The 13,021-nt window shown below is 72.4% G+C and carries 11 protein-coding genes; 8 read left to right on the top strand and 3 right to left on the bottom strand.

Going from position 1 to position 13,021, the window contains the following annotated elements; genetic code table 11:
- Positions 1–20 precede the first annotated feature (20 nt).
- Genes FB453_RS01125 through FB453_RS01115 form a run of 3 tightly spaced genes read left to right on the top strand, consistent with a single transcriptional unit; the run spans position 21 to position 2,468 of the window.
- Positions 21–1,025 (top strand): methionine synthase, encoded by a 1,005-nt coding sequence (locus FB453_RS01125; RefSeq protein WP_145786860.1) that lies wholly within the window; start codon positions 21–23, stop codon positions 1,023–1,025.
- A 36-nt stretch (positions 1,026–1,061) separates the two neighbouring features.
- Positions 1,062–1,427, top strand: a complete 366-nt coding sequence (locus FB453_RS01120) for a VOC family protein (RefSeq protein WP_181518643.1) — start codon at positions 1,062–1,064, stop codon at positions 1,425–1,427.
- Between the two features lie 30 nt (positions 1,428–1,457).
- On the top strand, positions 1,458–2,468 hold the full coding sequence (locus tag FB453_RS01115) for an ADP-ribosylglycohydrolase family protein (RefSeq protein WP_186717980.1): 1,011 nt from the start codon (positions 1,458–1,460) through the stop codon (positions 2,466–2,468).
- 157 nt (positions 2,469–2,625) lie between these two features.
- Here FB453_RS01115 and FB453_RS01110 read toward each other — a convergent pair whose 3' ends face one another.
- Positions 2,626–3,159, bottom strand: coding sequence for a type II toxin-antitoxin system PemK/MazF family toxin (locus tag FB453_RS01110; protein WP_112582488.1), 534 nt, complete (start codon positions 3,157–3,159; stop codon positions 2,626–2,628).
- 343 nt (positions 3,160–3,502) lie between these two features.
- Between FB453_RS01110 and ligA the strand changes: the two genes are divergently transcribed.
- The 4 genes from ligA to gatA all read left to right on the top strand — a co-directional run bounded on the left by ligA (position 3,503) and on the right by gatA (position 10,408).
- Positions 3,503–5,638, top strand: a complete 2,136-nt coding sequence (gene ligA / locus FB453_RS01105) for an NAD-dependent DNA ligase LigA (protein ID WP_145786858.1) — start codon at positions 3,503–3,505, stop codon at positions 5,636–5,638.
- A 156-nt stretch (positions 5,639–5,794) separates the two neighbouring features.
- Positions 5,795–8,467 carry a GGDEF domain-containing phosphodiesterase gene (locus FB453_RS01100; protein WP_145786856.1) on the top strand — a complete coding sequence of 891 codons (2,673 nt, stop codon included), beginning with the start codon at positions 5,795–5,797 and terminating at the stop codon, positions 8,465–8,467.
- Between the two features lie 145 nt (positions 8,468–8,612).
- Positions 8,613–8,918, top strand: a complete 306-nt coding sequence (gene gatC / locus FB453_RS01095; RefSeq protein ID WP_091393256.1) for an Asp-tRNA(Asn)/Glu-tRNA(Gln) amidotransferase subunit GatC — start codon at positions 8,613–8,615, stop codon at positions 8,916–8,918.
- Entirely contained in the window at positions 8,915–10,408 is a 1,494-nt protein-coding gene (gene gatA, locus FB453_RS01090; protein WP_145786854.1) for an Asp-tRNA(Asn)/Glu-tRNA(Gln) amidotransferase subunit GatA, read from the top strand. Before gatC ends, gatA begins: the two co-directional genes overlap by 4 nt.
- 76 nt (positions 10,409–10,484) lie before the next feature.
- Here the strand turns inward: gatA and FB453_RS01085 are convergent, their stop codons facing one another.
- Entirely contained in the window at positions 10,485–11,039 is a 555-nt protein-coding gene (locus FB453_RS01085) for a hypothetical protein (protein ID WP_145786852.1), read from the bottom strand.
- On the bottom strand, positions 11,036–11,281 hold the full coding sequence (locus FB453_RS01080; protein WP_145786850.1) for a hypothetical protein: 246 nt from the start codon (positions 11,279–11,281) through the stop codon (positions 11,036–11,038). The genes FB453_RS01085 and FB453_RS01080 overlap by 4 nt, the downstream gene beginning before the upstream one ends.
- A 120-nt stretch (positions 11,282–11,401) precedes the next feature.
- On the opposite strand from FB453_RS01080, the gene gatB reads away from it, so the two are divergent.
- Entirely contained in the window at positions 11,402–12,901 is a 1,500-nt protein-coding gene (gatB, locus tag FB453_RS01075; protein ID WP_112678739.1) for an Asp-tRNA(Asn)/Glu-tRNA(Gln) amidotransferase subunit GatB, read from the top strand.
- Positions 12,902–13,021: the final 120 nt, after the last annotated feature.

The following is a 13,021-nucleotide window of genomic DNA, read 5'->3' as shown; positions in this document are numbered from 1 at the left end:
TCGCGGGATAGCCTTCGCCCGTGACAGATCAGGCGTGGCCCTGGCCGGCCGGCGCGGCAACCGGAATTGGTTCGCTGCCCGGCACCGACATCGGCGAGGCTCAGCGGGTGGTCCTCGGTGAGCTTCCCGAGCTGCCCCATCTGCCCGAGTTGCCGGCCCGTGGCCCCGGAGCGGACATGATCGGCCGGTCCGCCGGGCTGCTCGTCGAGCTGCCCGTCGAGGTGTACGCGGGGCGGTGGCGGGTCGCCCCACGCCCGGGCCGCGACCTGCGTCGGGCCCGTGACCTGATGGAACGCGACCTGGACCAGCTCGCCGAGCAGGCCGAGGGGTACGCCGGGCCGATCAAGGTGCAGGCCGCCGGCCCGCTCACGCTGGCCGCCTCCCTGGAGTTGCCGATCGGTGGCCGACTGCTGCGCGATCCCGGCGCGGTCCGCGACCTGACCGGCTCCCTCGCCGAGGGGCTGCGCGCGCACGTCGCGGCGGTCGCCCGCCGGCTGCCCCAGGCGTCAGTGCTGTTGCAACTGGACGAGCCGTCACTGCCGACCGTGCTGGCCGGGCGGGTGCCGACCGAGAGCGGTCTGGGCGCGTACCGGGCGGTCGAGTCGGTGGACGCCGCCGCCCTGCTGCGCACTGTCGTCGAGGCGGTCGGCGTGCCGACGCTGGTGCACTGCTGCGCCCCGGACGTGCCACTGGAGCTGATCCGCTCCGCCGGCGCCGTCGCGGTCGCCCTCGACCTGGACCTGGTCACCAAACTCGACCCGCTGGGCGAGGCGATCGACGCCGGCCTCGGGTTGCTGGCCGGGGCCGCGCCGACCCGGCCGCCGTCGGCCGGTGGCGCGCCGACCTCCGCGCAGATCGCCGACCGGGTACGCCAGCTCTGGGACCGTCTCGGCTTCCCACGTCGCCAACTCGCCGAGCAGGTGGTGATCACCCCGGCCTGCGGCCTCGCCGGCGCCACCCCGGAGTACGCGCGGGTGGTGCTCGCCGCGTGCCGGGACGCCGGGCGGCGCCTCGCCGAGGACTGAGGTTTCCTGTCGTACCCGGTGGGCAGGATGACGGTCATGATTGGACAGCTGCGTTCAGTGGTGATCGACTGCCCGGACCCGCGGGCGTTGGCGGCGTTCTACGCCGAGCTGCTCGGGGTACCGCTCGCCGAGGGCAACTCCGATGACGACTGGGTGGTGCTGGGCGGCCCACCCGGTCACCAGCCCCGCCTCGCCTTCCAACAGGCGCTCAACCTGCGCCCACCGGCCTGGCCGGATCCCGAGCGCCCACAGCAGTTCCACCTCGACGTGACGGTGGACGACATCGAGGCCGCCGAGAAGGCGGCGCTGGCGCTGGGTGCTCGGCGGCTGCCCGGTGAGGGTGAGGGCTTCCGGGTCTACGCCGATCCGGCCGGCCACCCGTTCTGCCTCTGCTGGGACTGAGCGCGCCGTGGGTTGCGGCGGCCGGGCATCATGGCCGCCGTGATCCCCACCTCTGCGCTTCGCGCCTCCGGTTCGCTCTTCGGCCTCGCCTACGGTGACGCGCTGGGCAAGCCGACCGAGTTCCTGACCGTCGCCGAGATCGAGCGCCGGTACGGCCCGGCCGGTCCGCGTGAGCTGTCCGGCGAGCCGGCACTGGTCACCGACGACACCCAGATGGCGCTGGCGGTGGGTTGGGCACTGCACGAGGCGCCGTCGTTCACGCCGGAGGCGGTGGAGCCACTGCTGCGGCGACGCTTCCTGGCCTGGGCGGTCAGCCCGGACAACAACCGTGCCCCGGGCATGACCTGCCTGCGCGCCTGCGCCGAGCTGAGCCGTGGGGTGCGCTGGCAGGAGGCGACGGTGGTCGGCTCGAAGGGCTGCGGGGCCAACATGCGGGTCACACCGGTCGGGTTGCTCGACGTGGACCTCGGCACGCTCGCCGGGTTGGCCCAGTTGCAGGCCGGGCTGACCCACGGCCACCCGACCGGGCTGGCCGCCAGCGAACTCACCGCGTACGCGGTCTTCGCGCTGCGCACGGGCGCCTCGCTGCCCGACCTTCCCGCGGTGCTCACCGAGCGGGCACTGTCCCAGCGCCTGGTCTACTCCGAGCGGTGGCTGGGAGACCTCTGGCAGCGCGCCGGTTCCGGTTCTCCGCAGGAGTTCATCGCCCAGGGCTGGGACGAGTGTCTGGCGGTGCTGGGCCGACTGACCAACACCCTGGCGCAACCGGACGACGGTGGTGACCCGTGTCAGGCCACCGGGGAGGGCTGGGTGGCGGAGGAGGCGCTGGCCACCGCGCTGCTCTGCGCCGTACGGCACGCCGACGACCCGGTCGCGGCGCTGGCCCGCGGCGCGACCACCGTCGGCGACTCCGACTCGATCGCCGCCCTGGCCGGCGCGTTCGTGGGCGCGGCCGTCGGCATGACCGCCTGGCCGCGCGAATGGGCCAACCGCATCGAGTACGCGGACCAGTTGGCCACGCTCGGCGCGACCTGGGACTGACCCGGCTCGGCCTGGCTCGGCATGATCAACTCGGGTTTCTGTAAACCGGGTCATCGGGGAGTTCAGGACACCGCGACTTTCAGGAACCCGAGTCGACCATGAGCCGAGCCAGGCCGTGAGGATGGGAAGGGGACCGGCGGGCGGCCACGAGGAGTGGTCAGGAGGTGGGGAGGTGGCGCAGGCTGCGCACTTTTCGCCACAGGTCGGCGTCGCAGCGGCCGGCGTGGTCGGCGAAGGCGGCCGAACTGAGTCGGATCGGCTCGGTGAGGCTGAGGTAGCTGTCGTGCTCCGCGCCCGGGTCCCACTCCCGGGTGGGGATCCGCACGTGGTCGTCCCGGTCGCTCTTGTCCTGGCTGGTGATCTTCAGGACGTCGGCGCCCCGGGAATCGGCGCGCAGCACCAGGCACGGGCGCACCTTCGACCCGCTGCCATCGGCGTACGGCACGTCGGCCCACCAGATCTCACCGGGCGCCGGGGCGTCGCCGTGCCGGTCGGTGTCGCGCGAGCGGGGTTTGGTGGACGGCCGTTCGGCGCCACGGGGCCGCGGGGTGGAACGGCGGCCACCGGTGCCGCCCCGACCCGGCCGGGTGCCCGGACGCCGGGTGGCCACCCGGTGCCGCCAACTGTTCCACGCCCAGCCGGCGGCGACGGCCAGCAGGATCGCCACCGCCCAGAGCAGTGCCTCGGGCATCCGTACCTCCGCGTCCCGGCGACCCGCCGGTCGCACCGTCCGGCGATCCTTGCACGCCGCAGCCCGTGCCGCCCGCCAACCACACCGCGGCCGCCCCACCGCCGCGCTGCAGGCAACCTCGACGCCGCCGTGCCCCCGGTGGCACTCGGCCGTCACCCTTGATCACTTGATGGTCAATAGCTGGATCGTCCCGTCGACGGCTACTGAGCATCACGTGATCACCGGATGCGGCTGAGGGCGAGGTCGCTTCGGGCGCGGGTGGGCGGCGGATTGTCCCACCGGCCCGATACGGTGCCGGAGTAGCGTGATCAGGGAGGTCGCAGGCGTGTCCGAAGGTGGCGGTGTGTCCGAGGAACAGATCGGTCAGCAGGTCAGCCCGGCGCAGGAGGCGGCGGCCGGGGCTGAGCCCACGCCGCAGGCCCGGGAACGGCACGCCGCGCTCAGTCAGGAGTTGACCGAGCACCAGTACCGCTACTACGTGCTGGACGCGCCGACCATCCCCGATGCCGACTTCGACAGGCAGTTGCGCGAGCTGGAGGCATTGGAGCAGGAGTTTCCGGCGCTGCGGACGCCCGACTCGCCGACCCAGCGGGTGGGTGGCACGTTTTCCACCGACTTCACCCCGGTCACCCATGCCGAACGGATGCTCTCGCTCGACAACGCCTTCGCCGACGAGGAGCTGGCGGCCTGGGCCGAGCGGGTCGAACGGGACGCGGGCGGCCCGGTGCCCTACCTGTGCGAGCTGAAGGTCGACGGGTTGGCGATCAACCTGACCTACGAGAACGGCCGGCTGGTCCGAGCCGCCACCCGAGGCGACGGGCGTACCGGTGAGGACGTCACGGCAAACGTGCGCAGCATTCGGGACGTGCCCAGCCAGCTCGTCGCGTCCGCCGAATTCCCGGACGTTCCCGAGCTGGTGGAGGTCCGGGGCGAGATCTACTTCCCGATCGCCGCGTTCGCCGATCTCAACGCGGGTCTGGTGGAGCAGGGCAAGGCGCCCTTCGCCAACCCCCGCAACGCCGCCGCCGGCAGCCTGCGGCAGAAGGATCCACGGGTCACCGCCACCCGGCCGCTGCGCCTGGTGGTGCACGGCATCGGCGCCCGCCGTGGGTTCCAGCCCACGGCGCAGTCCGAGTCGTACGCGGCACTCAGGTCGTGGGGGTTGCCGACCAGCGACCGGTGGCGGGTCGTTCCGGACCTGGCCGGCGTGGCGGAGTTCATCGCCTACTACGCCGAGCACCGGCACGACGTCGAGCACGAGATCGACGGTGTGGTGGTCAAGGTCGACCCGGTCTCCATCCAGGGCCGGCTCGGGTCGACCAGTCGTGCCCCGCGCTGGGCGATCGCCTTCAAGTACCCGCCGGAGGAGGTCACCACCAAGCTGCTCGACATCGACGTGAACGTGGGGCGCACCGGCCGGGTGACCCCGTTCGCCGTGCTCGAACCGGTGCGCGTGGCCGGTTCCACTGTCGCGCTCGCCACCCTGCACAACGCCCGCGAGGTGGAGCGCAAGGGGGTGCTGATCGGCGACACGGTGGTGCTGCGCAAGGCCGGCGACGTGATTCCCGAGGTGCTCGGCCCGGTGGTCGACCTGCGACCCGCCGATGCCCGGCCGTTCGTCATGCCGACCAGTTGCCCGGCCTGCGGCACCCCGCTCGCGCCGTCAAAGGAGGGCGATGTGGACATCCGTTGCCCCAACACACGCAGCTGCCCGGCGCAGTTGCGGGAGCGGGTGTTCCACCTCGCCGGCCGGGGTGGGTTCGACATCGAGGTGCTCGGCTACAAGGGCGCGGCCGCCCTGCTCGACGCGGAGATCATCAGCGACGAGGGGGACCTCTTCCAGCTCGACGCCGAGCAGCTGTCCCGGTCGCCGTTCTTCGTCAACAAGGACGGCAGCCTGGGCAGCAACGCCGCCAAGTTGCTGGACAATCTCGCGGTCGCCCGGGAACGGGACCTGTGGCGGGTGCTGGTGGCGCTCTCCATCCGGCACGTCGGCCCGACCGCGGCCCAGGCGCTCGCCCGGCACTTCCGCTCGATGGACGCCATCGACGCGGCCACCGAGGAGGAGCTGTCCTCCGTCGACGGGGTCGGGCCGACCATCGCCGCCAGCATCCGGGAGTGGTTCGCTGTGGACTGGCACCGCGAGGTGGTCCGCAAGTGGGCCGAGGCCGGCGTACGGATGGCCGAGGAGGCGGTTGACGAGGGGCCGCGCCCGTTGGAGGGGTTGACAGTGGTGGTGACCGGCACCCTCGCCGGTTTCTCCCGCGACCAGGCCGCCGAGGCCGTGCAGAGCCGGGGCGGCAAGGTCAGCGGGTCGGTCTCCAAGAAGACGAGCTTCGTGGTGGTGGGGGACAACCCCGGGTCGAAGGCCGACAAGGCCGCCAGTCTCAAGGTGCCGGTGCTCGACGAGGACGGGTTCCGACTCCTGCTGGACGCCGGCCCGGACGCCGCCCGGGAGGTCGCTCAGCTGGGCGGCTGACCCGCCGGCGGCCGGGCACGGCGACTGGCCGCGTATACCAACTTAATTACGACTACGACCGATTCGTGACTGTCATACCGGGAAACTGGGGGCCGAGGGCGTTTCATTGGGTCACGGCGCGCGCACCGGCACGCCGATGGTCGGTCGGGAGGTGTGGTGGAGGTCGCCGACCCACGCAACTCGCTTCCTGCGGGACGGGTCGCACCGTTCGCCGCCTTCATCGCCGGCATCCTGGCGGTCGCCGCGCTGACCGCCGCCGTTCCACTCGCGACGCTCCCCGGCGAGTTGTCCGAGTTGCCGGTGGCGTTCTGGACGATGGCCGCGCTCGCCGTGGTCTGCGACGCGCGCCCGTTCGTGCCACCGGGGCGCCGGCAGACGTCGGCGGTGTTCCCGTCCACCTGCTTCACCTTCGCGATCCTGCTCGGCTGGGGTCTCGGCCCGGCGGTGGTGGTGCAGGCGGTGGGCGTCGTCGTCTCGGGTTGGCGGATGCGGCACGCGGCGTGGCGCACGGCGTTCAACGTCGGCCAGTACGCGTGTGCCCTCGCTGCCGCCTACGGCGTGATCCAGCTCGGCTCGGGCACGATCTTCTCCGGTGGGCGGTTGCACTGGACCGACGTGGCCGCCGTCGGCGGTGCCGCGCTGGCCTGGTTCGTCGTCAACTACGGGTTGGTCAGCTGGGCGGTGCGGCTGCGGTTCGGGGACCGCTGGTGGCCCACCGTCCGCCAGGGCCTCGGCTTCGAGTTGCTCTCCACCGGCTCACTGCTGCTGCTCGCCCCGGTGCTGGTCGCGGCGGCGCGGGTCAGCGCCGCGCTGATCCCGCTGGTGCTGGTGCCGCTCTTCGCCGTCTACCGGATGGCGCGGTTGACAAACGAACAGCAGCACCTCGCCGCCGCCGACCCGCTGACCGGGCTGCCCAACCGCAAGGCTCTGCTGGCCGAGGTGGCCGAGCAGGTGCACCTGCATGCCGAGCGGACCGCCCGTGGTGAACCCGACGGGCAGCTCGCGCTCCTGCTGATCGACCTGGACCGTTTCAAGAACGTCAACGACGCCCTCGGGCATGCCGTGGGCGACCGGCTGCTGGTCGAGGTCAGCGCCCGGCTCACCGACATGCAGCCCCGACCACAGATGATCGCCCGGCTGGGCGGTGACGAGTTCGCCATAGTGATGACCGGGCTGACCGACGTCGGTCAGGCGCGGGAGTTGGCCGACCGGGTGGTTCAGGCGCTGGCCGAGCCGGTGCCGCTCGACGGGCTGCCGTTGGACGTGGGCGGGTCGATCGGGATCGCCCTCTTCCCGGAGCACGGCGAGGACTTCGCCACCCTGATGCGCCACGCCGACGTCGCGATGTACGACGCCAAGCACCGCAACGACACGGTGGCCGTGTACGCCCCGGAGTCCGACCACAACTCCGCTGAGCGACTCGGCCTCCTCGCCGACCTGCGCCGCGTACTGGAGACCAGCCCTCCGGCCGAGGGGCCGTTCGATGCCGACGCCGAGTCGGCGGTTCAGGGCCAGGGCGAGGGTGCGCAGCCGGACGGGAACGGCCGGCACGGCGTGCCGAGCGACGCCGAGCGGACTGCCGACGTACCCCTTGTCGAGTCGGCGGAGGTGCGCGGCGGTGACGGGGCGGCGCTGCCCACCGGCACCCCGGCCGAGGGCGCGCTGCCCGCCGCGGCGTCGGAGCGGTCCGCGCCAGCGGCGGACCCGGCGTCGGCGGTCGCCACAGCACGGCCGGGAGCTGCCCGGTGGTGGGCACGCCGTCGGCGCACCGACGCCGAGCTGGTGCACTCCGATGAGCTGATCAATCGGATCGCCACCGGAGCCGACCCGATCCGAGGCCGCAACGCCCGTGCCACGGTCGCCGGCGCCCGTTCCGGCCCGGTCCGGGAGCGGCGCGCCGGGGGCGGGATCGGTCGGCGGTCCCCGAACGGGGGCGCCGCGGGCAAGGGGCGCAACGGGGCTCGGCGGGACGTCGGGCCGGGCACGCCAGGGCAGCCACTCGAATCGACCGGGTGGGCGCACGCGGACGATGAGCCGGCCGACGACGCCGGGGAAATCACCATGTACTACCAGCCGCAGATCGCCATCGCGACCGGCGAGGTGGTCGGCGTCGAGGCCCTGCTGCGGTGGCGGCATCCCCGGCGGGGCATGGTCGACCCGGAGGAACTCATCCGGGTCGCTGAGCAGAGCGCCGTGATGCGACTGCTCACCCGTCGTGTCGTCGACGACGTGGTGGAGCAGCTCGCCAAGTGGTCGGCGGCCGGCATCGGCCTGCGCGCGGCGCTCAACGTGAGCGTGCGCGACCTGCACACCGGCGAGATCGCCGACCAGATCGCCGACCGGCTGGCCCGCTACGGGGTGCCGGCCGAGCGGCTTCAGGTCGAGATCACCGAGGGCGCGTTGATGGCCGACCCGCGCCGGGTGCTGGCCACCATCTCCCGCCTGCACCGGATCGGGGTGGCCATCGCGCTGGACGACTTCGGCACCGGCTACTCCTCGCTCCAGCACCTGCGCCGCCTGCCGCTGTCAGAGGTGAAGGTGGACCGGTCTTTCGTCCTCGGCATGGCCGACGACGCCGACGACGCGGCGATCGTCCGGTCGATGATCGAGCTGGCCGGCGCTCTGGGGCTGCGGGTGGTGGCCGAGGGTGTGGAGGACGAACGGACCTGGCGAATGCTGCACGCCGCCGGCTGCGACGCCGCTCAGGGCTGGTTCTACGCCCGGCCGATGCCGGCCGAGGAGTTGGTCACCTGGCTGGCCCGGTACCGGCCGGTCCGCCCGACCGGCGGACACTCGCAGCCGGATGTCGCTCGCCGCCCCACCCGCTGACCCGGCACGAGGGTCGCTGGAGGGGGAGTCGGGGACGCGGCACCGGAGCGAAACAATAGACTCGCTCCGGTCACCGCGTGTCACGCTCCACCTGTCGCGCGGCCGGCACACCGCCCGACCAGCAGGAATTCAGAAGGGGGCACGGATGGCCGCCATCTCCCGCGAGGAGGTCGCGCACCTGGCGCGCCTGTCGCGGCTCGCCGTCACCGAGGAGGAGCTGGACACGTTCGCCGGCCAGCTCGACGTGATCCTCCAGGCGGTCGCCCAGGTTGGCGAGGTCGCCGCCGCGGACATCCCGCCGACCTCGCACTCGGTGCCGCTGACCAACATCTTCCGCGAGGACGTCGTCACGCCGTGCCTGACCCCGGAGGAAGCGCTGTCGGGCGCGCCCGACGCCGAGGACCAGCGGTTCCGCGTACCGCGGATCCTGACCGAGGATGTGGCCTCATGAGCGAACTGACCGGCAAGAGCGATTTGACCAGAATGACCGCGACGGAGATCGCGAGCCTGGTCGCCGGGGGCGAGACCTCCGCCGTCGAGGTGACCCAGGCGCACCTGGATCGGATCGCCGCTGTCGACGACCGGGTGCACGCCTTCCTGCACGTCGACACCGAGGGCGCGCTCGCCGCTGCCCGCGCTGTGGACGAGCGCCGGGCCGCCGGCGAGGAGCTGGGCCCGCTCGCCGGTGTGCCGGTCGCGGTCAAGGACGTGCTCGCCACCCGGGGCGTACCGACCACCGTGGGGTCGAAGATCCTGGAGGGCTGGCGCCCGCCGTACGACGCGACGATCGTGCAGCGGCTGCGGGAGGCCGGCACGGTGATGCTCGGCAAGACCAACATGGACGAGTTCGCGATGGGCTCCTCCACCGAATACTCGGCGTACGGCCCGACGCACAACCCGTGGGACCTGAGCCGGATCCCGGGTGGCTCGGGTGGTGGCAGCGCCGCCGCGCTGGCCGCGTACGAGGCGCCGCTGGCGATCGGCTCGGACACCGGCGGCTCGATCCGCCAGCCCGGCGCGGTCACCGGCACCGTGGGTGCCAAGCCCACCTACGGCGGCACCTCCCGTTACGGGTTGGTGGCCTTCTCCTCGTCGCTCGACACCCCCGGCCCGTGTGCCCGTACGGTGCTCGACGCGGCAGTGCTGCACCAGGTGATCGGCGGGCACGACCCGCGCGACTCCACCTCGATCCCGCAGCCGGTGCCGGACGTGGTGGCTGCGGCGAAGCTCGGCGCTACCGGTGACCTGACCGGTGTGCGGCTCGGCATCGTGAGCGAGTTCGTGGGCGAGGGCGCCGAGCCGGGCGTGATGGCCGCGTTCCGTGAGTCGGTGGACGCGCTGACCAAGATGGGTGCCGAGGTCGTCGAGGTGTCCTGCCCGACGTTCGCGTACGCCCTGCCGGCGTACTACCTGATCGCCCCGAGCGAGTGCTCCTCCAACCTGGCCCGGTTCGACGGCGTCCGGTTCGGCCTGCGGGTCGGCGACGACGGCAACCGGTCGCTGGAGGAGGTCATGTCGCTGACCAGGGAGGCCGGCTTCGGCCCGGAGGTCAAGCGCCGCATCATGATCGGCACGTACGCGCTGTCGTCGGGTTACTACGACGCGTACTACGGGCAGGCGCAGAAGGTCCGGACGCTGATCACCCGGGACTTCAACGCGGCGTTCGAGCGGGTCGACGCGCTGATCTCGCCGACCACCCCGTCGGTGGCATTCCCGATGGGTGCGCGGACCGCGGACCCGTACCAGATGTACCTGGCCGACCTCTACACGATCCCGACGAATCTGTACGGCGGGCCGGGCATCTCGGTGCCCTGTGGGCTCTCCGAGGGGCTGCCGGTCGGTCTGCAGGTGATGGCCCCGACGATGGCCGACGACCGGATGTACCGGGTCGCCGCCGCGTTGGAGTCCGCCGTCGGCACGTTCACCCCACCGGCGCTGTAGAACGAAATTGACCGCATCGGCGTCGAGGGACCTGTCCCTCGGCGCCGATCGCGCGTCTGGGCGGGTTGGGCGCCGATCAGGGCTGGGTGGGCGGCCCGGCGAGGTAGCGGCGGGCCGCCCGCAGACCACGCCAGCGCCACCAGGCGGCACCTCCCCAGAGCAGGATCAGCAGTGCGGCCAGCAGGCGGCCGTACGGGCGGACCGGGCTCACCAGGGGCCCCACCTGGGTGAGGAGGCCTCCCACGAACAGCAACAGCAGCCAGCGTTGACTGACCCGGGTTCGAGCTTCCTTGCGAGCCAGCGCGTCCAGGCGAGGGTCGTCGGTGGACCCGTCGCGTAGCGCCTGCGCGATCCGTCGCCTCGTCGTCGGGTCGGCACCGGCCGTCCGGGGCAGCCGCCTGAGCAGCCGGCGGCCGAAGACGAGGGCGACGGCCGCGCCGACCAACGGCGGGATGAGCATCAGCCCGAACGCCGCGAGGAGGTCGGACCGCCCGCTGTCGCCGTCGGTCATCGCGGCGGTGCCCATCACGGCCGCGCCGACCACGACGACCGCGGCGACGACGTAGGTGCTGCGGCGTTGCCGCCCTCGCGTCACCTGTTCGTCAGCGGCGACACGTCCCCCGCTCGTCACGGCCGCCCCCGATTCCGACGCCGCCGGTTCACCAGTTGCACCACGGCGTACGCGATCACCACCGCCACCACCCCGGGCAGCACCATGCCGATCACCAGTTCGGTGGTCGTGTCCGGCTGGCGGTCCTCTCCGGAGGCGAACCAGCCGATCAGGGTCACCACGACGGCCACCGCCCACACCGCGACCACCCCGACGAGCACCGGCCGGACCTGCACTCCTCGCTCTCTCCCCGTATTCGTCATGGTCGCTCCGTACCCTGCCGTCGGTGACGCCACGCACGCCGGACGAAACCCGGCCGAGGATTGATCGGGCAACCCCATTAGGCTGGACAGGTTCTGTCCGGATCGCGCCTGGAGCGTCTCATGACCACGACACTGCCCGCGTACGACGAGGTCGTTGCGCGCTTCGAACCGGTGATCGGCCTGGAGACCCACGTCGAGCTGGGCACGAACACCAAGATGTTCTGCGGTTGCCCGACCGACTTCGGCGGCGAGCCGAACACCCGGGTCTGCCCGGTGTGCCTGGGCCTGCCCGGTTCGCTGCCGGTGGCCAACAAGGCGGCCATCGAGGCGATCATCCGGATCGGCCTGGCGTTGAACTGCTCGATCGCCGAGTGGTGCCGGTTCGCCCGGAAGAACTACTTCTACCCGGACATGCCGAAGAACTTCCAGATCAGCCAGTACGACGAGCCGATCTGCGTCGACGGTTACCTGGACGTCGAGGTGGGCGGCGAGACGGTGCGGATCGAGATCGAGCGGGTGCACCTCGAGGAGGACACCGGCAAGACGCTGCACGTCGGCGGCGCCACCGGCCGCATCCACGGCGCGACGGAGTCGCTCGTCGACTACAACCGGGCCGGCATCCCGCTGGTCGAGATCGTCACCAAGCCGATCACGGGCACCGGTGCGCTCGCCCCCGACGTGGCCAAGGCGTACGTCGCCGAGCTGCGTGACGTGATCCGCACCCTCGGCGTTTCCGACGTGCGGATGGAGGAGGGTTCGCTGCGCTGTGACGTGAACACCTCGCTCAACCTGCCGGGCGCGGAGTGGGGCACCCGTACCGAGACGAAGAACGTCAACTCGCTGCGGTCGGTGGAGCGGGCGGTCCGCTCGGAGATGCTGCGGCAGGCGTCGGTGCTCGACGCGGGCGGCCGGATCACCCAGGAGACGCGCCACTTCCACGAGGACACCGGTGACACCACCCCCGGACGTTCGAAGGAGACGGCGACCGACTACCGGTACTTCCCCGAGCCGGATCTGGTGCCGATCGCCCCGGACCCGGCCTGGGTCGCCGAGCTGAAGGCCGCCCTGCCGGAGCTGCCCAGGGTGCACCGGCGTCGGCTCCAGGAGCAGTGGGGCCTGTCCGACCTGGACATGCAGTCGGTGCTGAACGCCGGCGCGGTCGAGCTGATCGAGGCCACCGTGGCCGCCGGCACCACTCCGGCCGCGGCTCGCAAGTGGTGGCTGGGTGAGCTGTCCCGCCGGGCCAACGAGAGTGGCGTGGAGCTGGCCGAGATCGGTGCCACCCCCGCCCAGGTCGCCGAGCTTCAGGGGCTTGTCGACGCCGGCAAGCTCAACGACAAGATGGCCCGCACGGTGCTGGAGGGCGTGGTCGACGGTGAGGGCTCGCCCACCGAGATCATGACCAACCGGGGCCTGGAGGTCGTGTCGGACACCGGCGCGCTCACCGCCGCCGTGGACGAGGCGATCGCCGCGAACCCCGGCATCGCCGACAAGATCCGCAGCGGCAAGGTCGCGGCGGTCGGCGCGCTGGTCGGCGCGGTCATGAAGACCACCCGTGGTCAGGCCGACGCGAAGACCCTGCGTGAGCTGATCCTGGAGCGCCTCGGCGTCCAGGGCTGAGACCCACCCGGAGCAGGCCGCCGCCGCGACCCGGCGGCGGCCTTCCGCCACCCCCTGTCGACTACGCGGCCACCCCGCACCCCTCGCGAGGGCGTCAACGGCGACGCCTGGATGGAGCCA

The organism is Micromonospora sp. CNZ322, assembly GCF_007827755.1.
Note: the sequence above shows the minus strand (reverse complement) of the source record. Positions and strands in the feature narration are given on the sequence as shown.